General features: G+C 73.0%; 22 protein-coding genes. 2 read left to right on the top strand and 20 right to left on the bottom strand.

Annotated features, from left to right (window positions below):
* Positions 1–41: 41 nt before the first annotated feature.
* The 17 genes from HHL19_RS27460 to HHL19_RS27380 all read right to left on the bottom strand — a co-directional run bounded on the left by HHL19_RS27460 (position 42) and on the right by HHL19_RS27380 (position 17,186).
* On the bottom strand, positions 42–1,250 hold the full coding sequence (locus tag HHL19_RS27460; RefSeq protein WP_169093030.1) for a cytochrome P450: 1,209 nt from the start codon (positions 1,248–1,250) through the stop codon (positions 42–44).
* 10 nt (positions 1,251–1,260) lie between these two features.
* Positions 1,261–1,923 (bottom strand): response regulator transcription factor, encoded by a 663-nt coding sequence (locus HHL19_RS27455; protein ID WP_169093029.1) that lies wholly within the window; start codon positions 1,921–1,923, stop codon positions 1,261–1,263.
* Complete coding sequence (locus HHL19_RS27450; RefSeq protein ID WP_169093222.1) at positions 1,920–3,188, bottom strand: histidine kinase; 1,269 nt, start codon at positions 3,186–3,188, stop codon at positions 1,920–1,922. The genes HHL19_RS27455 and HHL19_RS27450 overlap by 4 nt, the downstream gene beginning before the upstream one ends.
* A 144-nt stretch (positions 3,189–3,332) precedes the next feature.
* The gene (locus HHL19_RS27445) at positions 3,333–4,202 is read right to left on the bottom strand and encodes an alpha/beta hydrolase (protein WP_169093028.1); all 870 of its coding nucleotides are present in this window, start codon (positions 4,200–4,202) and stop codon (positions 3,333–3,335) included.
* Between the two features lie 130 nt (positions 4,203–4,332).
* Positions 4,333–5,601: a kynureninase gene (gene kynU, locus HHL19_RS27440; protein WP_169093027.1), complete on the bottom strand. Its 1,269-nt coding sequence runs from the start codon at positions 5,599–5,601 to the stop codon at positions 4,333–4,335.
* A complete protein-coding gene (locus HHL19_RS27435) occupies positions 5,594–6,451 on the bottom strand; it encodes a tryptophan 2,3-dioxygenase family protein (RefSeq protein WP_169093026.1) in 858 nt (285 codons plus the stop codon). Before HHL19_RS27435 ends, kynU begins: the two co-directional genes overlap by 8 nt.
* A 121-nt stretch (positions 6,452–6,572) precedes the next feature.
* Positions 6,573–7,358, bottom strand: a complete 786-nt coding sequence (locus HHL19_RS27430; RefSeq protein ID WP_169093025.1) for a DUF3152 domain-containing protein — start codon at positions 7,356–7,358, stop codon at positions 6,573–6,575.
* Positions 7,359–7,536: 178 nt separating this feature from the next.
* Positions 7,537–7,950: a DUF3151 domain-containing protein gene (locus HHL19_RS27425; RefSeq protein ID WP_169093024.1), complete on the bottom strand. Its 414-nt coding sequence runs from the start codon at positions 7,948–7,950 to the stop codon at positions 7,537–7,539.
* Between the two features lie 50 nt (positions 7,951–8,000).
* Entirely contained in the window at positions 8,001–9,452 is a 1,452-nt protein-coding gene (locus HHL19_RS27420) for an MFS transporter (protein WP_169093023.1), read from the bottom strand.
* Positions 9,453–9,489: 37 nt separating this feature from the next.
* A complete protein-coding gene (locus tag HHL19_RS27415) occupies positions 9,490–10,707 on the bottom strand; it encodes a MalY/PatB family protein (protein WP_169093022.1) in 1,218 nt (405 codons plus the stop codon).
* Between the two features lie 75 nt (positions 10,708–10,782).
* Positions 10,783–11,805 carry a class II fructose-bisphosphate aldolase gene (gene fbaA / locus HHL19_RS27410; protein WP_169093021.1) on the bottom strand — a complete coding sequence of 341 codons (1,023 nt, stop codon included), beginning with the start codon at positions 11,803–11,805 and terminating at the stop codon, positions 10,783–10,785.
* Between the two features lie 232 nt (positions 11,806–12,037).
* On the bottom strand, positions 12,038–12,586 hold the full coding sequence (gene pyrE / locus HHL19_RS27405; RefSeq protein ID WP_169093020.1) for an orotate phosphoribosyltransferase: 549 nt from the start codon (positions 12,584–12,586) through the stop codon (positions 12,038–12,040).
* Between the two features lie 10 nt (positions 12,587–12,596).
* Positions 12,597–13,388 carry an aldose 1-epimerase gene (locus HHL19_RS27400; protein ID WP_169093019.1) on the bottom strand — a complete coding sequence of 264 codons (792 nt, stop codon included), beginning with the start codon at positions 13,386–13,388 and terminating at the stop codon, positions 12,597–12,599.
* A 79-nt stretch (positions 13,389–13,467) separates the two neighbouring features.
* Positions 13,468–14,352 (bottom strand): SRPBCC family protein, encoded by an 885-nt coding sequence (locus tag HHL19_RS27395; RefSeq protein ID WP_169093018.1) that lies wholly within the window; start codon positions 14,350–14,352, stop codon positions 13,468–13,470.
* 73 nt (positions 14,353–14,425) lie between these two features.
* The gene (locus HHL19_RS27390) at positions 14,426–16,108 is read right to left on the bottom strand and encodes a polyamine aminopropyltransferase (RefSeq protein WP_169093017.1); all 1,683 of its coding nucleotides are present in this window, start codon (positions 16,106–16,108) and stop codon (positions 14,426–14,428) included.
* A 74-nt stretch (positions 16,109–16,182) separates the two neighbouring features.
* The gene (locus tag HHL19_RS27385) at positions 16,183–16,701 is read right to left on the bottom strand and encodes a DUF2617 family protein (RefSeq protein WP_169093016.1); all 519 of its coding nucleotides are present in this window, start codon (positions 16,699–16,701) and stop codon (positions 16,183–16,185) included.
* 293 nt (positions 16,702–16,994) lie between these two features.
* Positions 16,995–17,186, bottom strand: coding sequence for a hypothetical protein (locus tag HHL19_RS27380; RefSeq protein WP_169093015.1), 192 nt, complete (start codon positions 17,184–17,186; stop codon positions 16,995–16,997).
* 114 nt (positions 17,187–17,300) lie between these two features.
* Here HHL19_RS27380 and HHL19_RS27375 point away from each other — a divergent pair, with 114 nt between their 5' ends.
* A complete protein-coding gene (locus tag HHL19_RS27375) occupies positions 17,301–18,494 on the top strand; it encodes a pyridoxal phosphate-dependent aminotransferase (protein WP_169093014.1) in 1,194 nt (397 codons plus the stop codon).
* Between the two features lie 57 nt (positions 18,495–18,551).
* On the opposite strand, the gene HHL19_RS27370 is transcribed toward HHL19_RS27375, so the two are convergent.
* Together HHL19_RS27370 and clpB are read right to left on the bottom strand one after the other, a co-directional pair.
* The gene (locus tag HHL19_RS27370) at positions 18,552–19,082 is read right to left on the bottom strand and encodes a YbjN domain-containing protein (protein ID WP_169093013.1); all 531 of its coding nucleotides are present in this window, start codon (positions 19,080–19,082) and stop codon (positions 18,552–18,554) included.
* 106 nt (positions 19,083–19,188) lie between these two features.
* Positions 19,189–21,774 carry an ATP-dependent chaperone ClpB gene (gene clpB / locus HHL19_RS27365; protein WP_169093012.1) on the bottom strand — a complete coding sequence of 862 codons (2,586 nt, stop codon included), beginning with the start codon at positions 21,772–21,774 and terminating at the stop codon, positions 19,189–19,191.
* Between the two features lie 122 nt (positions 21,775–21,896).
* On the opposite strand from clpB, the gene HHL19_RS27360 reads away from it, so the two are divergent.
* The gene (locus HHL19_RS27360; RefSeq protein WP_169093011.1) at positions 21,897–22,301 is read left to right on the top strand and encodes a TIGR03618 family F420-dependent PPOX class oxidoreductase; all 405 of its coding nucleotides are present in this window, start codon (positions 21,897–21,899) and stop codon (positions 22,299–22,301) included.
* A gap of 116 nt (positions 22,302–22,417) precedes the next feature.
* Here HHL19_RS27360 and HHL19_RS27355 read toward each other — a convergent pair whose 3' ends face one another.
* Positions 22,418–22,747, bottom strand: a complete 330-nt coding sequence (locus HHL19_RS27355) for a (2Fe-2S)-binding protein (RefSeq protein WP_169093010.1) — start codon at positions 22,745–22,747, stop codon at positions 22,418–22,420.
* Positions 22,748–22,991: the final 244 nt, after the last annotated feature.

Raw genomic sequence — 22,991 nt, 5'->3', positions numbered from 1 at the left:
CCACGGGGTGGCCGGTGTCCTGCCCGGGACACCGGCCACCGCTACACCTCCACGGGCAGTTCCTCCACGCCCCGGATCACAAAGCCGGCCCTCCGCCGCGGCGGGGCCGCGAGGCGCAGACCGGGGGCCTGACGGAGGAGTTCCGCGAAGACGGCGGTCAGCTCCAGGCGGGCCAGCGGCGCGCCCAGGCAGTAATGGATGCCCGCGCCGAAGCTGACATGGGGGTTGTCCGCGCGGGTGAGGTCCAGGGCGTCCGCCGTGGGACCGAAGCGCGCCGGGTCGCGGTTGGCCGAGCCCATCAGGAGCGCGACCTCCGAACCCCGCGGGATCACCGTCCCGCCGACCTCGATGTCGTCGAGGACCCAGCGCTCGAACATCTGGAGCGGTGTGTCGTAGCGGAGAAGTTCATCCACAGCTGTGGACAACTTTTCGGGATCCGACGACAGGGACGCGTCCCACATCCCGTGCCGCAGCAGCGTCCACACCCCACCCGTCGTGGTGTTCACCGTCGCCTCGTGCCCCGCGTTCAGCAGCAGCACGCAGGTGGAGATCATCTCCTGCTCGGTCAGCTCCTCGACCCCGATCAGCGCGGAGATCAGGTCGTCGCCCGGGTCGGACCGCCGGCGCGCGACCAGCCGGCGCAGGTAGTCGGAGAACTCGACGGAGGCGCGGACGGCCGCGCGGGCCGTCTCCTCCGACGGGTTCAGCTCGAACATCCCGCAGATCGCCGCCGACCAGGGCCGCAGCATGGCCCGCTCCTCGTCGGCCTCCGGAATGCCCAGCATCGCGGCGATGACCGCGACCGGCAGGGGTTCGGCGACCGCCGCCTGGAGGTCGCCGCCGCCCGCCGCGACCAGCTCGCCGACCAGGCCGGCGGCCAGCTCCCGTACCGTCGGCGCCAGCCTCTCCACCGTCCTCGGGGTGAAGGCCTTGGAGACCAGCCGCCGGATGCGGGTGTGGTCGGCGCCCTCCAGGTCGAGCAGACCGTGGTCGTTGAGGGTGTGGAAGGGCTCGTGCAGCGGGTCGGGGGCCGCGCGGCCGAACTCCTCGTGGGTGAAGCGGTGGGTGTACGTACGCCCCAGGCGCCGGTCCCGCAGCAGCGCCGACACGTCCGCGTGGTGCGGGACGAGCCACTGGCGGGCGGGCCCGTACCAGTGCGCCCGCCCGCCGTCCCGCAGCGCGGCGTACGCCGGGTACGGGTCGGCGACGAACTCCGGGGACCAGGGGTCGAACAGTGCGGCGGCGTCCATGCGGGGGACGCTACCGCCCGACCTGCACAAGCCGCGCCTCGTACGCGAAGACCGCCGCCTGTGTCCGGTCGCGCAGGCCCAGCTTGACCAGGATCCGGCTGACGTGGGTCTTGATGGTCGACTCGGCGACGACGAGGTGCTCGGCGATCTCCTGGTTGGACAGGCCCTGCGCGATGAGGACGAGGACCTCCGTCTCGCGTTCGGTGAGCTCGCCGACCTGGGCGACGGCGGGCACCCGCGGCGCGGTGTCGGCGGTCCGCGCGAACTCGGTGATGAGCCGTTTCGTCACGGTCGGCGCGAGCAGCGCCTCGCCCGCCGCGACGATCCGGACGCCGTCGGCGAGCTGCCGGGCGGAGGCGTCCTTGAGGAGGAAGCCGGACGCGCCGGCGCGCAGCGCCTGGTACACGTACTCGTCGAGGTCGAAGGTGGTGAGGACGAGGACCTTCGCGTCCGCGTCGGCGGCGACGATCTCGCGGGTGGCCTCGATGCCGTTGAGTTCGGGCATCCGGATGTCCATGAGGACGACGTCCGGGCGGAGTGCGGCGACCTGCGCGACCGCCTCCCGGCCGTTGACGGCCTCGCCGACGACCTCGATGTCCGGCATCGCGCCGAGCAGCACGGAGAAGCCCTCCCGGACCATGATCTGGTCGTCGACGATCAGCACCCTGATCACTGGTCGGTCCCTTCGCGTTGGACGGGGACGAAGACGGCGACCTCGTAGCCCCCGTCGTCCGTCGGTCCGTCGGTCATCTCCCCGCCGAGCATCGTGACACGCTCCCGCATGCCGGTGATGCCGTGCCCCGCACCCGGGGACGGCTTCACCAGGCCGCGCGCCGGACCGTTCGCGATGCGCAGGCCGAGGCCGCCGAGGACATGGCTGACCTCGACCTTCGCCGGGGCGCCCGGCGCGTGCCGCAGCACGTTGGAGAGGGCCTCCTGGACGATCCGGTACGCCGACAGCTCGACGCCCTGCGGCAGTTCCCGCACCGCGCCGGTGACGGTCAGGGCCACGTCGAGCCCGGCCTCCCGGACGTTGCCGACGAGCCCGTCGAGGTCGGCGAGGGTGGGCTGCGGGGCGTCGGGGGCCTCGTAGTCCTCGGCGCGGACGACACCGAGGATGCGGCGCAGCTCGGTGAGGGCGGCGACGGCGTTCTCCCGGATGGTGAGGAAGGCCTGCTCCAGCTCCGGCGGCGGGTTCTCCACCCGGTAGGGCGCGGCCTCGGCCTGGATGGCCACCACCGACATGTGGTGCGCGACGACGTCGTGCAGCTCCCGCGCGATGGTGGTCCGCTCCTCCAGGAGGGTCCGCTTGGAGCGCTCGACGGCGGTGACGGACTGCTGGGCAGTGACTTCGCGCACCGCCTGGCGGCGGATCTGGACGACGGCGATGACCAGCAGGAAGAGGGCGGAGAAGAAGAGCATCTCGGCACCGTTGAAGCCGTATCCCGAGCCCATGCTCAGGAAGAAGGAGGTGAAGGTGGCGTACGCGGCGGTGATCAGCCACATCCACGCGGCGGCCCGGGGGCCGGTCCGCAGGGCGACGACGACGAGGACGAAGAGGTGGGCGCCGAAAGAGCTCGGCGCCCAGGGCCAGCCGTCGTAGCCGCTCAGGTAGGCGACGAAGGGCGTCGACCCTATCGAGAACCAGAAGGCCGGTGCCGGCCGGCTCACGGTGAGGAGCACGGCGGCCGTCGGCACCAGGCAGGTGACGAGGGCGACCGGCCCGACGGAGTCGTTGATCTCCTCGAAGCCGAGGAGGAAGGTCACCAGGGCGAGGAAGCCGATCGCCGCGTGCGGCAGCAGCCCGGTGTGCGGGCGCAGCCGCCGGGGCAGGAAGCGCAGCACGGGGCTGTCCGGCGCGAGCCGGGGCAGCGGGCGGTAGCCGAGGGCGTCGCCGGAGAGGTCTTCGCGCAGACCGCCGAGCGCGTCCAGCGTCATGCGGAGCTCGGGGCTGCGGCTGCCCGTGTCGGGGGTCTGTGTCGGGTTCACGCCGTCCACGGTACGGAAGGCCCGGGGCGGCCCGCGTCCCGCTGGATGCGGATCCCGGGCCGTCCCCCTTGAGTACTACGGACGCCCGGCGCCTCAGAACGCCAGCTGCGCGAGCTCCTCCGCGACGACCGCGCACGCGTCGGCCGCCGGGTCGATGAGGGGGAAGTGGCCGACGTCCTCCAGGAGCGTGAGGCCGACCGTCTCGCCCGCCTTCGCCGCGGCCTCGACGAAGGCGTCGGCGACCTCGGCGGGGACGGTGAGGTCGGCGCGGCCCTGGACGAGGGCGGTGGCGATGCCGGTGGGCAGCAGCCGCGCCGGGTCGGTGGCCGCGGCCCGCTCCTCGTACGCCTCCGCGCCGCCGAGCAGCTGGGTCACCGCCCCGCCGCACACGTCGAGTTCGCGGGCCCGGTCGAAGTGGCCGATGGGCGCGAGGGCGACGACGCCGCGCAGCGCGGGCGGGGCGGGCAGCCGCCAGGGGGAGCCGGCGGGCAGCACGTGCCGGGCGGCGGCCCACAGGGCGAGCTGGCCGCCGGCCGAGTGGCCGGTGAGGACGGTGCGGTGCGGGTCGGCCTGCGGCAGATGCGCGGCGGCGAGCTCCGGTACGGCGTCGAGGGCGGCGGCCACGTCGTCGAAGGTCTCCGGCCAGCGGCCCGCGACCGGGGTCGTACCGCCCTGGTGGGGGAGGCCGGGGCCGCGCCGGTACTCGACGCTGGCGACGGCGAAGCCGCGGCGGGCGAGGAAGTCGGCGAAGGGGCTGATGTGCTGCCGGTCGTAGGGGGCCCGCCAGGCGCCGCCGTGCAGGACGACGACGAGCGGGGCGCGCCCGTCGCCGGCCTTGGGGGCGTACAGGTCGACGATCTGGTCGGGGTGGTCGCCGTACGCGGCGGTGGCGTCGGGGGGAACGGCCGGGTGCGAGAAGGCCGATGCCTCTTCGGCGGCGTCGCGCGCGGCGGGGTCCGGCATGGGGGGTTCCAACCTCTCGGTGACGGGGCCGAATCGGCCTGACCTGCGGGGACCGTATCAGGGTCCGGGCCCCGCAGATCAGGTGAAGATCATCCGATCTGACGGCCGGTCACCGTCCTTCTCCGGAAGGTCAGTCGGACGGCGTCCCGGCCAGGACGTCCGCCAGGACGCGGGCCGCTTGCTCGGCGTCCGCGAAGCCGACGTACAGCGGCGTGAAGCCGAACCGCAGGATGTCCGGACGGCGCAGGTCGCCCACCACCCCGCGCTTGATCAGCTCGGGCATCACGGTGGGCGCGTCCGCGCAGGCCAGTGCCACCTGGCTGCCGCGTTCGGCGTGCGCCTCCGGGGTGATCGGGGTGACCCGGCCCTCGGGGGCGTAGGCCCGCACGCACTCCAGGAAGAAGTCCGTGAGCGCGAGGGACTTGGCGCGGACGGCGTCGATCGCGACCCCGTCCCACACGTCGAGCGCCGCCTCCAGGGCCAGCATGGACAGGATGTCCGGGGTGCCGACGCGGCCCCGGACGGCGCCGTCGGCGGGCCGGTAGCCGGGCGTCATGCCGAACGGGTCGGCGTGCGAGGTCCAGCCGGGCAGCGGCGAGTCGAAGCGGTCCTGGTGGCGCTCGGCGACGTACAGGTACGCGGGCGAACCGGGGCCGCCGTTGAGGTACTTGTAGGTGCAGCCGACCGCCAGGTCCACACCGTGCGCGTCGAGGCCGACGGGCAGGGCGCCGGCGCTGTGGCACAGGTCCCAGACGGCCAGCGCGCCCGCCGCGTGGAGGGCGGCGGTGGTGCCGGGCAGGTCGTGCAGCCGGCCGGTGCGGTAGTCGACGTGGTTGACGAGCGCGAGCGCCGTCCGGTCGCCCGCGGCGGCGGGGATGTCGGCCGGGTCGAGGGGCACGATCCGGTGACCGGTCATCCGGGCCGCGGACTCCGCGATGTACCCGTCCGTGGGAAACGTCGACGCGTCCACCAGGATCTCGTCGCGTCCCTCTCCGGCTTCTCCCGCGAGGCGGGCCGCCGCGACGACCGCCTTGAAGACGTTCACGCTGGTCGAGTCGCCGGCGACGATCTGCCCGGCGGCGGCGCCGACGAGCGGGGCGATCCGGTCGCCGATCCGCTCGGGGGCGGTCCACCAGCCCGACTCGTCCCAGGAACGGATCCGCAGCTCGCCCCACTCGCGGCCGATGACGTCGGCCATGCGGGCGGGGACGTGCGCGGGGAGCGCGCCGAGCGAGTTGCCGTCGAGGTAGACGGTCTCCTCGTCGAGCGCGAACTTCGCACGGTGACCGCCGAGCGGATCGGCGGCGTCGAGGCGCCGGGCCTCCTCGCGGAGGGCGGACGCGACGTCGAGGCGCTCGGCCTCCGCGGGCTCCTGGGCCCGCTCGTACGTGTCAGACATGGCTGCGGGCCGTCCAGAGCTCGGGGAACACGTTCTTCTGGGCGCGCTTCTCCAGCCAGGCCACGCCCGCGGAGCCGCCGGTGCCGGTCTTGGAGCCCATCGCGCGGCGGGTCGCCACCAGGTGGTCGTTGCGCCATCGCCAGACGAGTTCGGCGACGTCGCTGAGGGCCTCGCCGAGGCGGACGAGCTCCTCGTGCTCCTCCGGCGCCGCGTACAGCGCCGCCCACACGGCCTCGACCTGCGGCGAGGGCTCGTAGCGCTGCGTCAGGTCGCGGGTGAGGACGGACGGCGGCACGGGCAGGCCCCGGCGGGCGAGGAAGCCGAGCACCTCGTCGTACAGGCTCGGCTCGTGCAGCGCCTTCTCCAGCTCGGCGTGGACGCGGGGCGCGCCCCGGTGCGGGACGAGCATGGACGCCGACTTCTCGCCGAGCAGGAACTCCATGCGGCGGTACATCGCCGACTGGAAGCCGGAGCCCTCGCCGAGCGCGCCGCGGTAGGCGTTGAACTGGCCGGGGGTGAGCTGGGAGAGCGGCCGCCAGGAGTGGTTCAGGGCCTCCAGCTCGCGGACCGAGCGCTTCAGCGCGTCGACGGCGACGGGCAGGCGCTCCTCGCGCAGCGCGCGGCTCGCGGTCTCCCACTCGTGGACGATGACCGTGAACCACAGCTCCATGACCTGGGTGGTGACCAGGAAGACCATCTCGCCGGGGTCGTCCGAGCGGAGGTGCTGGAGGTGGGTGAGGACGTCCGCCTGGACGTAGTCCTCGTACGGCGTCGTGCCGGCGAAGTCGAGATTCGGCGTGTCGACGACCGATCCGGCTCCGGAGGCATCGGGAGAGGGGGTGGATGACATTGCTGTCTCCTCGATACGGGCTACCGGGTAGCGGTCCGCTCCACCGTGCGCGCTCGGCGGCGCGCCACGGGAGCTCCGGTCCCCTCGGGAGGCGTGCTCCTTCGCACGCGTCCCACGCGCATCATGACACGATCGGACCGGTGATGTAGATCCCCTCTTCGCTATACGGAAAAGCGTTCGAACGACATCCGTTGAGGCCCTTGATCTGCTGCATCATCGCGGGCGCCGGCTTCCCCGGCCCTCCGCAGTCCATGTGCTGCCGGATCCCGATCTCGTGCCCGACCTCGTGGTTGATGATCAGGTGCCGGTACTCCTCCGGCGGCCCGGCGAAGGTCGGCGAGCCCAGCATCCACCGCTTGAGGTTCACCACGACGCCGTCGGTGGTCTCGCAGTTCAGCTCGCCGTGCGTGTTGAGGCCCTGCCGGGCGCAGAGCGCGTCGGCGGTGTCGGGGGTGGCTATCCGGATGACGAAGTCGGCGTCCGACGCCACCAGCTGGAAACGGCCCCGGCCGTGCGCGGCCCAGCCGCGCGGATGGGCCAGGATCGCCTCGATCTCCTCGGCGGTCCCCCGGGCCGAGAGGTCGACGCCGTCCTCGATCTGCACCCGGTAGCGGCGCAGGGTGCCGCTGGTGCCGGTGACCCGGCCGGAGGCGGTGGCGGAGGTGAAGGTGCCGGGACCGGACTGCGGCACGGTCGGGGGCTTCTTCTTCGTGGCGGTCGGCGTCGGCTTGGGCTTCGGCTTCTTGCTCGGCGTGGGCGTCGGCTTCGCCTTCGCCTTCGGCGTGGTGGCCGTGGTGGTGGGCCCGGGCGCCCGGGGCGCCTCGGACCCCACGGCGGGCGCCGCCGCCTCGTCCCGCTTCTCCTGGAAGTGGGCGAGCGCCACGCCCGCGCCGAGCGAGACGCCCATCAAGACCACGGTCGACAGGACGAGCCGGCCGCGGCGCGTGACGCGCGTCCCCGCGCGGCGGCTCCGCCCGCTCCGCCGGCCGTCTCGGCGCCGGTCGGGCGCTCCCCGCTTGCCCACGACAGTTCCCCCCTGTTTCCGGCCGGTCCGGGGATCGTACCGGCCGGGGGTGACGGCCCGGTCAGCCCAGGGTCGCGGCGGCCGTCTCCGAGGAGTCCCGCAGGAAGGTCGTGCAGCGCTCGTACTCGTCCTTCTCGCCGATCTCGCCGGCGGCCCGGGCCAGCGCGTGCAGGGCCCGCAGGAAGCCGCGGTTCGGCTCGTGCTCCCACGGCACCGGGCCGTGGCCCTTCCAGCCGTTGCGGCGCAGCGCGTCCAGGGCGCGGTGGTAGCCGGTGCGGGCGTAGGCGTACGACTCCACCACGCGGCCGGCCTCGAACGCGTCGTCCGCGAGCTGCGCCCACGCCAGGGAGGAGGTCGGGTACTTCGCGGCGACGTCGGCCGGGGCGGTGCCCTGGGCGAGGGCCTCGCGGGGGCCGGGGTCGTCGGGCAGAAGGGTGGGCGCGGGGCCCCCGAGCAGATTCTCATGCGTAACCATCCCCCCAGTCTGCCCCAGCCCCGGCGTTCCGTTGCGGGCACACCTCGCGGTTACTCGGAGCCCGGATCCAGCGGCGGGGCCGTCAGGGAGCAATGGGTCTTGCAGGTGGGGTGGCAGGGGGCGGAGCGGGGGGTGCGCAGGGTGGCCCAGGAGAGCGCGGCGCCCAGGACGAGGACGCCCGCGCAGATGGGCATCGCCCGGTCGAACGTCGCGTCGAACTCGGTCGGCGAGAGGTACGCCGTCGGCCCCATGCCCGTGAGCAGCGGCAGCGCCGCCACCGCGACGAGCCCCGCCGCCCGCGCCGCCGCGTTGTTGATGCCGCTGGCGAGCCCCGCCCGGGAGACGTCGACGGAGGCGAGGACCGTCGCGGTCAGCGGCGCGACCAGCACGGTCATGCCGACGCCGAGCACGACGAGGGCCGGCAGCACGTCCGGTACGTACGCGGCGTCCGCCCCGACCCGCAGCATCAGCAGCATCCCCGCCGCGCACAGCAGCGGGCCGACGGTCAGCGGGATGCGCGGCCCGATCTTCTCCCCCACCTCACCGGACTTCGCGGAGAACAGCAGCATCAGCACGGTCGTCGGCAGCAGCGCCGTACCGGCGGCGAGCGCCGAGTAGCCGGTGACGACCTGGAGCTGGATCACAGCGAGGAAGAAGAAGCCGCCGAACGCCGCGTACACGCACAGCGTCACCACGTTCACGGCGGTGAAGAGGCGGGAGTGGAAGATCGACGGCGGCATCATCGCCCGCTCGCCGCGCCGCCGCTCCAGCGCCACGAACCCGGCCCCGGCCAGGAGACCGGCCGCCCCGGCCCACCACAGCGCGTCGATCAGCGCGTAGGTGACGAGGCCGAGCGCCGCCGCGCCGAGCACCGCCCCGAGCACGTCGAAGCGGCGGCCGTGCGCGGCCTCGTCGCGGGACTCGGGGACGTACCGCAGCGCGACCGGCACGCAGAGCGCGGCGAGCGGCACGTTCAGGAGGAAGACCCAGCGCCAGCCGGGCCCGTCGACCAGCCAGCCGCCCACGAACGGCCCGACCGCCGCCCCGACGCCGCCGAAGCCGGACCAGAGGCCGACCGCGCGGGCCCGGTCGTCGGGGTGGAAGCTCGCCTGGATCAGCGCGAGCGACCCGGGGGTGAGCAGCGCGCCGCCGACGCCCTGGAGGGCCCGCGCGGCGACGAGGACGCCGGCGTTCGGCGCGAGGCCGCACAGCAGGGAGGCGAGCGCGAACCACACGACGCCGACGACGAAGACCCGGCGCCGCCCGTACCGGTCGCCGAGCGAGCCGCCGAGCAGGATCAGCCCGGCCAGCGTCAGCATGTACGCGTTGACGGTCCACTGGAGCGCCGCGAGGTCGGCGCCGAGGTCCTCGCCGATGTGCGGCAGCGCCACGTTGACGACGGTCGAGTCGAGCAGCGCCATCGCCGAGCCGAGCACGGTCGTGAGGACGATCCACCGCCCTCGGGCGGAGGCCATCCGCACCTCGGGCCTGGCCACGCTCATGCCTGCATGGTCCCCCGGGCCGGGAGCTCCTGCCTCCTCAGACACCGTCGGTCCGCAGCCGCGCCGCCGCCCTGACCAGCGCTTCCACGCCCCGCTCGGCCTTGGCGCGGGGGCAGCCCACGTTGAGCCGGACGAAGCCCGGGGTGCCGTAGGTGCCGCCGGGCATGATCGCGACCTTCTCCGTACGGACCAGTTCCTCCTGGAGCCGCGTCTCGTCGACGCCCAGCGGCCGGAGGTCGATCCAGGCGAGGTAGCCGGCCTGCGGCGGGGTCCAGTCGACGCCCGGCAGGCCCGCGCGGAGCCGGTCCCCGACCATCGTCATCGTTCCGGCGACATAGCGGCGGAGCGCGTCGAGCCAGGGAGCGCCGTGCCGGTAGGCGGCGACGTGGGCGGTGAGGGAGAGGACGGCCGGGGAGGCGAGCCCCTCGGCGGTCTCCATCCGCCGCAGGAACTCCGTCCGCTCGTCGGGGTCGCCGATGATGCCGTACGAGCCGGAGAGCGCCGGGAAGTTGAAGGCCTTGGTCCCCGAGGTGATCAGCGCCCAGCCGCAGCCCCGGCCGGGCTCGGCGATCCGGCTCCACGGGACGTGGCGGTGGCCGTCGGCGGTCAGGTCGGCGTGGATCTCGTCGCTGACCACGGTCACGTCGTGCCGCTCGGCCAGTTGGCGGAAGTCGGTGAGCTCCTTCCCGGTCCACACCCGGCCGGTCGGGTTGTGCGGGGAGCAGAGCAGCAGCATCCGGCTGTCCGGGCGGGCCAGCTCCCGCTCCAGGGCCTCCGTGTCCCCGACCGGGACCCCGCGCAGTTCGCGCCCGAGCCCGGTGACGGCCTTGCGGAAGCCGTCGTACGTGGGGGTGTGGACGACGACGCCGTCACCGGGCCGGGTCCACATCTGGAGCAGCTGGGAGAGCTGGCTGAGCACCGAGGGCGCGTAGACGAGGGCCTCGGTGTCGAGCGCGGTGTCGTAGCGGCTCGCGTACCAGTGGCGTACGGCCTCCCGGAAGCCGTCGGCCCCGCCGAGCCGCCAGTCGGTGTAGCCGAAGACGCCGTGGCCGATCCGGGCGCGCAGCGCGTCGAGGACCTCGGGCGGGGAGGCGAAGTCCATGTCGGAGATGGTGAAGGGGAGCAGGTCGGAGACGCCGAAGCGGTCCGCGGTCCCGTCCCACTGCACGGACCAGGTGCCCCGCCGGTCCCGTATCGCGTCGAAGTCGTGGTCGTAGTCGACGTCATGGTCGACGTCATGGTCGAAGTCGTCCATCGGAACTCCCCACTCCCCTCGGGTACGCGAAGGGCCCGGCACCCACACGGGGGTGCCGGGCCCTTCGGTCACGGCTTACTTCAGCTTCTTGCCGGCCGAGCGCAGCGCCTCGCACGCCTCGGTGACGCGCGCGGCCATGCCCGCCTCGGCGAGCTTGCCCCAGGTGCGCGGGTCGTAGGTGGACTTCTTGCCGACCTCGCCGTCGACCTTCAGGACACCGTCGTAGTTGCGGAACATGTGGTCCACGACCGGGCGGGTGAAGGCGTACTGGGTGTCGGTGTCGAGGTTCATCTTGACCACGCCGTTCTCGATGGCGGTGGCGATCTCCTCGGCGGTCGAGCCGGAGCCGCCGTGGAAGACGAAGTCGAACGGGGAGGCCTGGCCGAACTTCTCGGCGACGCCGGCCTGGAGGTCCTTGAGGAGCTCCGGGCGCAGGACGACGTTGCCCGGCTTGTAGACGCCGTGCACGTTGCCGAAGGAGGCGGCGAGCAGGTAGCGGCCCTTCTCGCCCAGGCCCAGGGCCTCGGCGGTGCGGATCGCGTCGTCGACGGTGGTGTACAGCTCGTCGTTGATCTCGTGGCTGACGCCGTCCTCCTCGCCGCCGGTCGGGGTGATCTCGACCTCAAGGATGATCTTGGCGGCGGCGGCCTTCGCGAGCAGCTCCTGGCCGATGGCCAGGTTGTCGGCGAGGGTCTCGGCGGAGCCGTCCCACATGTGCGACTGGAAGAGCGGGTTCCGACCGGCCTTGACGCGCTCGGCGGAGATGTCGAGCAGCGGGCGGACGTAGCCGTCCAGCTTGTCCTTCGGGCAGTGGTCGGTGTGCAGCGCGACGGTGATGTCGTACTTCGCGGCGACGATGTGGGCGAACTCGGCCAGGGCGACGGCGCCCGTGACCATGTCCTTGCTGTACTGGCCGCCCAGGAACTCGGCGCCACCGGTCGAGATCTGGATGATGCCGTCGCTCTGGGCCTCGGCGAACCCGCGCAGCGCCGCGTGGAGGGTCTGGGAGGAGGTCACGTTGATGGCCGGGTAGGCGAACTTGCCAGCCTTCGCCCGGTCGAGCATCTCGGCGTAGACCTCGGGGGTTGCGATGGGCATTCGTCCGCTCCTTGTGATGTGCGGGTGTGCGTTGCTGTATCCCTGACCTAGGGCGACGTCATCGTCGGTGCCATCTTTCCAGACTCTTGTACGGGCTCCCACGGGCGCCGCATGCCGAAAGGCGGGGTGTTTCACGTGAAACACCCCGCCTTTCGATAAAAGTGCAGGTCAGAACCGTATGCGTCGAGATCCGGGACCTAAGTCACGACTTCGCGGCGGTTCGACCGTGCGACTAGGCGAGTCCGAGCTCGTCAAGAGCGAAGGCGTAGAGGTACGGGACGCCCGCCGTGCCGCTGATCTTCTCGCCGGCGCCGGTGGCGCGGTCCACGATGGTGGCGACGGCGACGACCTCGGCGCCGGCCGCGCGGGCCGCCTCGACGGCGGTCAGCGGGGAGCCGCCGGTGGTGGAGGTGTCCTCGACGATCAGGACCCGGCGGCCCTTGATGTCCGGGCCCTCGACCTGGCGCTGCATGCCGTGGGCCTTGGCGGCCTTGCGGACGACGAAGGCGTCCAGGCGCTCGCCGCGCGCGGCGGAGGCGTGCAGCATCGCGGTGGCGACCGGGTCGGCGCCCAGGGTGAGGCCGCCGACCGCGTCGAAGTCGAGGTCCTTGACCAGGTCGAGCATGACCTGGCCGACCAGCGGCGACGCCGCCCCGTCCAGCGTGATCCGGCGCAGGTCCACGTAGTAGTCGGCTTCCAGACCCGAGGAGAGGGTCACCTTGCCGTGCACCACGGCCTTGTCCTTGATCTGCTGGAGCAGTTCAGCGCGTACGTCAGTCATGCTCAGCAGCTTAGAGCCGCCGCCAGGCCCAGACGCTCTCGACCTCCAGCGGGTCGATGGGGGTGACCAGGCGCGGATGGGTGTTGAGGCCGTTCGGCGGGCCGGACTGCGGCTCGACGCAGACGGCGTCGGCGGGCTCGTCGTAGATCACCACCCACTCGGCGCGGCTGGTCACCTTCAGCTCCAGCTCGCCCGGCCAGGTGAGGGTGACGTCGACGCCGTCGGGCATGCCGAAGCAGTCGTCCCAGGGGCCCGCCGACGGGGGGATGCGGCGGCCGGTGGGCAGGTGGTTCTCGCCGCGCTCCTCCTGCCAGCCGGGCGTGAAGTCGAGGCGTACGTCCTCGCCGCCCGCCCCGAGGTTCCGCAGGAACCAGGGGTGCCAGCCGGCCTGCGCCGGGAAGGAGTCGTCGTACGCCTCCACCCCGAACGTCGAGGTCAGCCGGGACTCGGTCAGTTCGAGGACCTGGGTGACGCGCCCCTTGTACGGCCACGGGTCGCCGAGCTCGCAGGTGAGGACGGCCTCGGTGGCGGAGGCACGGGCCACCGTCCAGGCCCGGTCGCGGACGGTGCCGTGGATGGCGTGCGGGGCCGCGTTGACGGGCAGCTGGTGGGTGACGGCCCCGTCACGGAACCGGCCGTTCTCGGTCCGGCCGCACCAGGGCACCATCGGGAAGCTGCCGTAGCGCTCGCCCTGCTTCAGGAGCTCGGTGCCCGCGATGCGCAGGCTCTCGATCCGGCCGCCGCGCTCGGCGTTGATGGTCAGCTCGGCGTCGCCCGCCGTCAGTCGCGTCAGGTTGCTCACGCCCCGACCCTAAGTCCTGGGACCCGCTCGATTGGACCGTTTCAACGAGGGACTTCCGCCGAGCCGTTCCCCGGGCCGTTCAGCGGCGGCGGCGCAGCGCCCTGGTGACGACGACCGCGGAGGCGAGGGCGAGGGCGGCGGCCGGGGCGACCCAGCGGAGGGTGGCGCCCGCACCGCTCGGCGCGGGGGCGGGCACGGGGGCGTACCGGCCGCGCGGCGGCGCGTGGTCGACCTCCTCGGCGCTCCTGCCGATCATCGTCCGGCGGGCGTGGGCGGCCTCGGCGGCGGGCTTCGCGGCGGGGAACTCCGGGGCGGCGGCCGGTTCGTGGCGGACGTCGTCGGCGAAGCCGGACATCTTGGCGTCGGCGTCGGCGTCCGTGCCGGGTTCGGCTTGGGCCTCGGCGTCGCCCGCGCCGCCGAAGGCGCCGGTGCCGAAGGAGGTGGCGTCGCCGGGGGTCTGCTCGCCGGGGGCCTCCTCCTCGACAGCCTCTCCTGCGGTCTCCTCCGCGGCGGCCTCCGCCGCGAGGGCCGCGGCGGCCTCCACGAAGGCGTCCAGGAGGCGGTCGCGGGCGGCGTCGCGGGCCTCCTCGGGCTCCTCGGCGAGCCGGCCGGTGGCGGTGAGGGCGCCGGTGAAGCTGAGTCCGGTGCCTTCGGCCGCCGGAGTGAGGACGACGGTCAGGGAGACCTCGGCGGCGCCCTTGCCCCGGGCCTCGGTGCCCTCGCCCTCGTAGGTGATGGCGCCGTCCCGTTCGACGATCCGCAGCCCGCCGCGGTAGGTGATGGTGTGCCCGCCGACCCGGAGCCGGAACCTCCCGACGACGTGCCGCCCCGCCGGGGAGGCGTCCTCCGGGTCCGCGGAGGCGTCGCGCTGGAGGCCCGGCACGCAGCGCGCCACCCGCGCCGGGTCGGTGAGGGTGGCCCGCAGGGCCTCGGCCGGGACCGGGACGAACACCTCATGCTCCATGGGGCCCGAGCCTACTCAGCGGGGCGCCCGGCGTCGCCCGTTCCGCTACGGAGCCGCGCACCGGGTCCTCCGCTCAGTTGCCGTACCGGGGGTGCACCAGCGTCGACGGCGGGAGCCCGGTGATCCGGGTGCGCTCGGCGCGCCGGGCGGCGGCCGGCAGGTCGCGGGGGGCGAGGGAGCGCGGCGCGGGCCCGTCGGCGGCGAGCCCGAGGGCGGGCGGCCGGTCGCCGCGGACGGCGAGCAGGAAGCCCCAGTCGTCGGGTCCGGCGCGTCCGGCGCCCGCCCGTCCGGCCCGGTCGGGTCCGGCCGCGAAGCCGGGGGCGCGGCCCTCGGTGCTGTACGGCCGGGTGGCGTAGCCGGCGGCGCGCAGGGTGGCGTCGGCCGTCCAGTAGGTACGGGGCCGGTCGGTGGCGGCCCCGGCGTGCACGACGAGCCGGCCGCCGTCGGCGAGGACGCCCGCGATGAGGCCGTAGAACTCCTGGGAGTAGAGCTTGGTGCTGGGGGTGATCCCGGGGTCGGGCAGATCGGAGATCACCACGTCGTACCGTTCCTGCACACTCCCGGAGGCGCCCCTCAGCCAGTGGAAGGCGTCGGCGTGGACGACCCGGACGCGCGGGTCGCGGAAGGCCTGCCCGTTGAGCGCGGCGAGCGCGGGGTCGGTGCGGGCGAGACGGACGACGCCGGGGTCGAGCTCGACGACGGTGACGGCCTGGACCCCGGGGTGGCGGAGCACCTCGCGGGCGGCGAGGCCGTCGCCGCCGCCGACGATGAGCACGCGCGCGTGCGGCCCGTTCATCGCGGGGTGGACGAGCGCCTCGTGGTAGCGGTACTCGTCCTCGCCCGCGACCCGCAGCCGGCCGTCGAGGTAGAGGTCGGGCGGGCCCTCGGGGCCGCCGGTGACCACCACCTCCTGGAGTTCGGTGTGGACGGCGACCCGCACCCGCTCCCCGTACACGGCCCGGCGGGCGGCCTCCTCGAAGTCGTCGACGAGGACGGTCGCGGTGGCGAGCACGCCGAGGACGGCGAGGTTGACGCCGAGGACGAGGGCCCGGCCGAGGGCCGTGAGGTCGCGGCGGAAGAACCAGAGCACCAGGGCTGCGCCCGCGACCGCGTTGACCGCGCCGGTGACGAGCGCCCCGGTGAGCTGGCCGAGCCAGGGCAGCAGCAGGAAGGGGAAGGCGAGGCCGCCGACGAGCGCGCCCACGTAGTCGGCGGCGAACAGGTCGGCGACCGTGCCGGCCGCGTCGTCCGGGTCGCCGGCCGGGGCGGGGCGGCGCGCGCGGCGCGGCCGGCCGGTGGCGACGGACCGCTCCGGCGCCCGCTGTATGAGGGACATGAGCAGCGGGATCTCGGCGCCGATGAGGATCCCGATGGTGAGTGAGAAGGCCACCAGGACGCCGCGTGACGCGCCGATCCAGGCGAAGCACGCGTACAGCACGAGGGCCGAGGTGCCGCCGACGAGCGCGAGGGCGCCCTCGATCAGGCCGAAACCGACGGCGGCACAGCAGCGCAGCCGCTTCGCGAGCAGCGAGCCCAGGCCCATCGCGAAGACCATCACGGAGAGCACGACGGACGCCTGGGTGACCGAGTCGCCGATCAAGTACGAGGCGAGGGCGACGAGTTCGAGCTCGTAGACGAGACCGCAGGCGGCGCAGACGAAGACGACCGCGAGGACCGGCCACCGCACCGTGGAGCGCGGCCGCGACGGCGGTCGGCGCACCCTCGTGGGTGGCAGGGTCACGGTCGGCTCGATCATGCCGTAACGCTACGTCACGACCTTCTCGCCCCTTGTCACCCACACGAGTGCACCTGAGGCGCCGGAGAGGCGCGTCAGAGCGCGGCGGGCATACGGACGCCGATCCTGGTGCGGGTGACCACGAGCTGGCCCTCCTGCGGGTAGGCGTGCCAGGTCCGCCAGCGCACCTGCCCCTCGTGACGCTGCGCCAGCATCGCGGTGAAGGCGTGCGGCGAGCCGGGGAAGGTGCCGGCCAGGCCGTGCGGATGGTCGGCGACCAGCGCGAGCAGCTCCTGCGCCCGGCCCGCGAAGGAGCCCTGCGTGAGCGTCTCGACGCGCGCCGCGAATTCGTACTCCCATTCGCCGACGCGCTTGGAGACGCCGAGCGGCAGCGGGGTGCTGCTGCCCGGCATGCAGGCGACGGTCTCGGAGCAGTGCCGGCCGTCCTCTTCGAGGAGGACCTGATGGGAGGCGCCGAGCAGTCTCAACTGCAGTTTCGCTCCGGATAGTTCGAGATCGAGCACGGCGAGCGCGGGCAGCGGCTCGCGACCGAGGGCCCAGGCCAGGTCGGCCGCGCGCGTGTCGGTGTAGGAGGTCTTCAGGGTGGTGAGCATGGGTCGGCTCCGCAAACACGGTTTGACGGGTGGGCCGGGGGCGCCCCGGAGAGGGTCCAACGGGAGTGGGGGGAGGCACCGGCTCGGGTCCACACACGGTCCGAGGGCTGTCTCTGACACGAGCGAGAGAACCACGTACTCCGGGCGACTCGCAGCGTTTTTACCCAACTTGCCGTGGTTTCCATCCCCTTCGGGGACCCCACAGTTCAATTGTTCAAACAGAATCGATCGCTGATCGACCGACAGACGCACCCAGAACGCCAATCCGGTCCCGCTTCACACCTGTTGACCCTCTAGGAACTCCCGCCACAGCCGCCTCCCCCGCAACTCGAACCGCAGGAGCTCGATCCGCCGCAGCTGCTCCCGCCGCTCCCGCCGCCGGACCAGCCGCCGCGCCGCTTCCTCCCCCTGCCCTTGCCGCCGCCGCCCGACACCGCGATGCCGACGATCATCACGATCATGAACATGATGACCAGGAACGTCATCCTCTTCACCCCCGTACGGCGGCACCCTGCCGCCTCTGCCCGGGGGATTCCCGCTCCGCGCCGGGCCCAAAGCGCACTTGAGCAAGTCCAGAGCTTCGGCCCAGGATGAACGCCATGACAAGTGCGCCGCTCAACCGCCGGCTCGCGGAGTTCGGGACCACGATCTTCGCCGAGATGTCCGCGCTCGCCGCCAGGACAGGATCGATCAACCTCGGTCAGGGCTTCCCCGACACCGACGGCCCCGAGGAGATCCGCGAGGCCGCGGTGCGCGCCCTGCGCGACGGCCGCGGCAACCAGTACCCGCCCGGCCCCGGCGTCCCCGAGCTGCGCACCGCGATCGCCGACCACCAGCGCGCCCGCTACGGCCTGGAGTACGACCCCGACACCGAGGTCCTGGTCACCGCCGGCGCCACCGAGGCCATCGCGGCGACCCTCCTCGCCCTGGTCGGCCCCGGCGACGAGGTCGTCGCCCTGGAGCCGTACTACGACTCGTACGCCGCCTGCGTCGCCATGGCCGGCGGCACCCGCGTCCCGGTCACGCTCCGCCCCCACGAGGGGCCCCGCGGCGGAGCCGCTGACGGACGCTTCCTGCTCGACCTCGACGAGCTCCGCGCCGCCGTCACCCCCCGCACCCGCCTCATCCTCCTCAACACCCCCCACAACCCCACCGGCACCGTCCTCACCCGCGCCGAGCTCACCGCCGTCGCCGAGCTGGCCGTCGAGCGGGACCTGCTCGTCGTCACCGACGAGGTCTACGAGCACCTGCTCTTCGACGGCGCCGAGCACGTCCCGATCGCCACCCTCCCCGGCATGCGGGAGCGCACGGTGACCATCGGCTCGGCCGGCAAGACGTACTCCTTCACCGGCTGGAAGGTCGGCTGGACCACCGCGAGCCCGGAGCTGACCTCCGCGGTCCGCTCCGCCAAGCAGTTCCTCACCTACGTCTCCTCCGGCCCCTTCCAGTACGCGGTCGCCGAGGCCCTGCGCCTCCCCGACGCGTACTACGACGGCCTGCGCGCCGACCTCCAGGCCAAGCGGGACCTGCTGAGCGCCGGGCTCGCGGAGGCCGGCTTCGAGGTCTACCGCCCGCAGGGCACCTACTTCGTCACCACCGACATCCGCCCCCTCGGCTCCGACGACGGCTTCGCCTTCTGCCGCGCGCTGCCGGAGCGGGCCGGCGTCGTCGCCATCCCGAACGCCGTCTTCTACGACCACCGCGAGGCCGGCGCGCCGTTCGTCCGCTTCGCCTTCTGCAAGCGGACCGACGTCCTGGAGGAGGCCGTCTCCCGGCTCAAGCGGCTGGGCTGAGAACGCCGGAAGCCGGGCCCCCGAAGGGGCCCGGCTTCCACGCGGTCGCGGCGGGGCTCAGGCCTCGTCGCCCTCGGACTTCTCCTCCGGGGAGGCCAGACCGAACTGCTCGACGATCCACTTGTCGAACTCGATGGAGGCGCGGACCCAGCTCACCGTGGAGGACACGAAGTGCTCCAGGGCGACGCCGGTGCCGATCAGCATCTGCGCCTCACCGATGAGACGGAGGGTGGCGGAGCCGTCCTCCTCCTCGTGCAGGTGGGTGTAGACCTTCGGCCACAGGGTGCGGCGGTTCCAGTCGTCGATCGCGTCGAGGACCTTGGCGCGGTCGTCGGCCGAGTGCGGACGGTCGTAGAACGTACGCACCGAGAACACCTGCTGCTCGTTCTCGCCGCGGAACATGAAGTACGTGCGGAAGTCCTCCCACGGCGCCGCGAGGTCACCCTCGTCGTCGACGACGTACTTGAGCTCCATCTGCTCCAGGAGCTGCTTCACCAGGTCCTGGTCGGGGACGACGGGGCCCGCCGGTCCTGCCTGGGGCTGGGGCTGTCCCCCGAAATTCGGAATCGAGGACGGGTCGATGCTCACCGTGTATTTCCCTTCGTACGGATGTCGCCATCCTCCCCCATACCGGCCGGTCCGTGGCAAGCCCCGCCGGTCGGGAACCGGCGGGATCCGCTGCGAGCTGACACGTTCACTGCGCCCTGCCCACGATCAGGTCGTCCCCGAAGCGGTCGACCCGGACCGTGTCGCCGTCCCGGACCTCGCCGGCCAGGATCTCCCTGGCGAGGCGGTCGCCGATGGCCGTCTGGATCAGGCGGCGCAGCGGGCGGGCGCCGTACGCGGGGTCGTTGCCCTCCTCGGCGAGCCACTCCAGGGCCTCCGGGGTGACGTCCAGGGTGAGCCGGCGGTCGGCGAGCCGCCGGGCGAGCCGGTCGATCTGGAGGCGGGCGATGCGGCCCAGCTCGGCGCGGTCGAGCGCGGAGAAGACCACCAGGTCGTCGAGGCGGTTCAGGAACTCGGGCTTGAAGCTGGCCCTGACGACCTCCAGGACCTGCTGCTTCTTCTCCTCCGCCCCGGTCACCGGGTCCGTCAAGAAGTGGCTGCCCAGGTTCGAGGTGAGGATGAGGATGGTGTTGCGGAAGTCGACCGTGCGGCCCTGGCCGTCGGTGAGGCGGCCGTCGTCGAGGACCTGGAGCAGGATGTCGAAGACCTCCGGGTGCGCCTTCTCCACCTCGTCGAGGAGCACGACGCTGTACGGGCGGCGGCGGACGGCCTCGGTGAGCTGGCCGCCCTCCTCGTAGCCGACGTAGCCGGGGGGCGCGCCGACCAGACGGGCGACGGAGTGCTTCTCGCCGTACTCCGACATGTCGATGCGGACCATGGCCCGCTCGTCGTCGAAGAGGAAGTCGGCGAGCGCCTTCGCCAGCTCGGTCTTGCCGACGCCGGTGGGGCCGAGGAAGAGGAAGGAGCCGGTGGGCCGGTCGGGGTCGGCGATGCCGGCGCGGGTGCGGCGCACCGCGTCGGAGACGGCGCGGACGGCCTCGGACTGGCCGATGAGCCGGCGGCCCAGCTCGTCCTCCATGCGGAGCAGCTTCTGCGTCTCGCCCTCCAGGAGGCGGCCGGCGGGGATGCCGGTCCAGGCGCCGACGACGTCGGCGATGTCGTCGGGTCCGACCTCCTCCTTGACCATGGTGTCCTTCTGGACCTCGCGCTCGGCCTCGGTGGCCTCGGCGAGCTCGCGCTCCAGGGTGGGGATCTCGCCGTAGAGCAGCTTGGAGGCGGTGTCGAAGTCGCCGTCGCGCTGGGCGCGCTCGGCGCGGCCGCGGGTCTCGTCGAGCCGTTCCTTCAGCTCGCCGACGCGGTTGAGGGACTGCTTCTCCTTCTCCCAGCGGGCGGTGAGGCCGCGCAGCTCCTCCTCGCGGTCGGCGAGGTCGCGGCGGAGCTTCTCCAGGCGCTGGACGCTGGCCGGGTCGGTCTCCTGGGCGAGGGCCAGCTCCTCCATGCGGAGCCGGTCGACGGAGCGCTGGAGCTCGTCGATCTCGACCGGGGAGGAGTCGATCTCCATGCGGAGCCGGGAGGCGGCCTCGTCGACGAGGTCGATGGCCTTGTCGGGGAGGAAGCGGGAGGTGATGTACCGGTCGGAGAGGGTCGCGGCGGCCACCAGGGCGGAGTCGTTGATCTGCACCTTGTGGTGGGCCTCGTACCGGCCCTTGAGGCCGCGGAGGATGGCGACGGTGTCCTCGACGGACGGCTCGGCGACGAGGACCTGCTGGAAGCGGCGCTCCAGGGCGGGGTCCTTCTCGATCCGCTCGCGGTACTCGTCGAGGGTGGTGGCGCCGACCATGCGGAGCTCGCCGCGGGCCAGCATCGGCTTCAGCATGTTGCCGGCGTCCATGGCGGAGTCGCCGCCGGCGCCCGCGCCGACGACGGTGTGCAGCTCGTCGATGAAGGTGATGATCTGGCCGTCGCTCTCCTTGATCTCGGAGAGGACGGTCTTCAGGCGTTCCTCGAACTCGCCGCGGTACTTCGCGCCGGCGACCATCGCGCCGAGGTCCAGGGAGACCAGCCGCTTGTTCCGCAGCGACTCGGGGACGTCGCCCTTCACGATCCGCTGGGCGAGGCCCTCGACGACGGCGGTCTTGCCGACGCCGGGCTCGCCGATGAGGACCGGGTTGTTCTTCGTGCGCCGGGAGAGCACCTGGACGACACGCCGGATCTCGTGGTCGCGGCCGATCACCGGGTCGAGCTTGCCCTCGCGGGCGGCGGCGGTGAAGTCCGTACCGAACTTCTCCAGGGCCTTGTACGAGCCCTCCGGGTCGGCGGTGGTCACGCGGCGGCCTCCTCTGGCCTTCTCGAAGGCGTCCTGCAGCCGGCGGGCGGTCGCGCCCTGCTGGTCGAGGAGCTGGCCGGTCTGCCCGCCCTTGGCGGCGAGGCCGATGAGCAGGTGCTCCGTGGACAGGAACTCGTCACCGAGCTTCTTGGCGCGCTCGGCGGCGTCGGCGATGACGGCGAGCAGCTCGCGGTTGGGCTGCGGCGGCGCGACGGTCGAGCCGGTCACGCTGGGCAGGGCGGCGAGCAGCCGCTCGGCGCCGGAGCGGACGGCGGCCTGGTCGGCGTCGACGGCGGCGAGCAGGTCGGTGATGTTCTCGTTGTCCTGACCTGCCAGCAGCGCGAGCAGCAGATGCGCGGGGGTCAGGTCGGCGTGCCCCTGGGACACGGCGCGGCTGCTCGCCGCGTTCAGCGCGTCCCGGCTCCTGTTGGTCAGTTCTGCGTCCACGTGCGGGGTCTCCTCCTGGGTGTGGTCGTTCTCCACATGCTCTGACTCATACAGCGTACATAAAGTTGAGTCTATTCCGCTCAAGGTATCGGAGGCGGGCCGCACGGAGGTAGTTTCCGGGCATGGCGACTGACCCGAGGAACCCCACGGACTCGTACATCGGCTTCTGGCGCGAGTACCACATGTGCACGCTGACCACCCCGCGCCCGGACGGCACCCCGCACGTGGTGGCCGTCGGCGTCACGTACGACCCCGAGCACGGCCTGGCGCGGGTCATCACCAACAAGCACAGCAGGAAGGTCGCGAACGTGCTCGCGGCGGGCGCGGAGGGCGCGCGGGTCGCGGTCTGCCAGGTCGACAAGGGGCGCTGGGCCACCCTGGAGGGCGTCGCCCGGATCCGTACGGAGGAGGCGGAGGTCGCCGACGCGGTGGCGCGCTACGCCGAGCGCTACGGCCGCACCCCGACGCCCAACCCCGACCGGGTCGTCATCGAGATCGCCCTCACCCGGGCGATGGGCCGCGCCTGACCGCGGACGCGGACGCGGACGCGGAGAAGCACAACGGCGCCACCGCGGTTCAGGTCCGCGATGGCGCCGTTGTGTGGGGGAAGCACCTGAGCGATCTACAACGACGGGGGAATCGCTCAGGCACTGCGGGGGGTGGCGGAGATGGTCTCGGATTCGAACCGCGCCTCGACCGGCTGGTGGTCGCGCTGGTCCAAGTTGACGAAGATCATGCCGTACCGGATGGCACAGCGGACGGGCTGAGGGGCGCCGCGTGGACGGCGGAGGCACCGGTAGGCACGGATGTCCTCGTCGTCCCCGCGGACGACGACGATCGGCTCACCGAAGAGGGTGACCTTCAACGACTCGCCACGGCGCGGCACCGCGGTGACGAGGTCGATGAAGTGCCACCCCGACCGGTAGGCACTCGCCATCTCGCGACGGAAACGAGGGTCTTCGGGAACCGTCATGCCCTGACGGACCCCCAACCGGGGTCGGCGGCCGGCGCCACACCCCACCCGGGATCGGCGACCGTCGGCTGCAGCAGACCCCAGCCCGGGTCGGCCCTGACGACCTGCGTCTGCGAACCCCACCCCGGGTCCTGGGCCATCGAGACAGCGCCCACAGCTGCAGCAGCCATCAGCGCGGCACCGACTACGGTGCGTATGAGCTTCTTGGACATGACCGAGCAACCTCACTCGAAGGTGTGTAACT

Origin of the sequence: Streptomyces sp. R302, assembly GCF_012927245.1 — a bacterium.
Lineage (GTDB): Bacteria > Actinomycetota > Actinomycetes > Streptomycetales > Streptomycetaceae > Streptomyces.
This window is presented reverse-complemented; position numbering and strand designations above follow the sequence as displayed.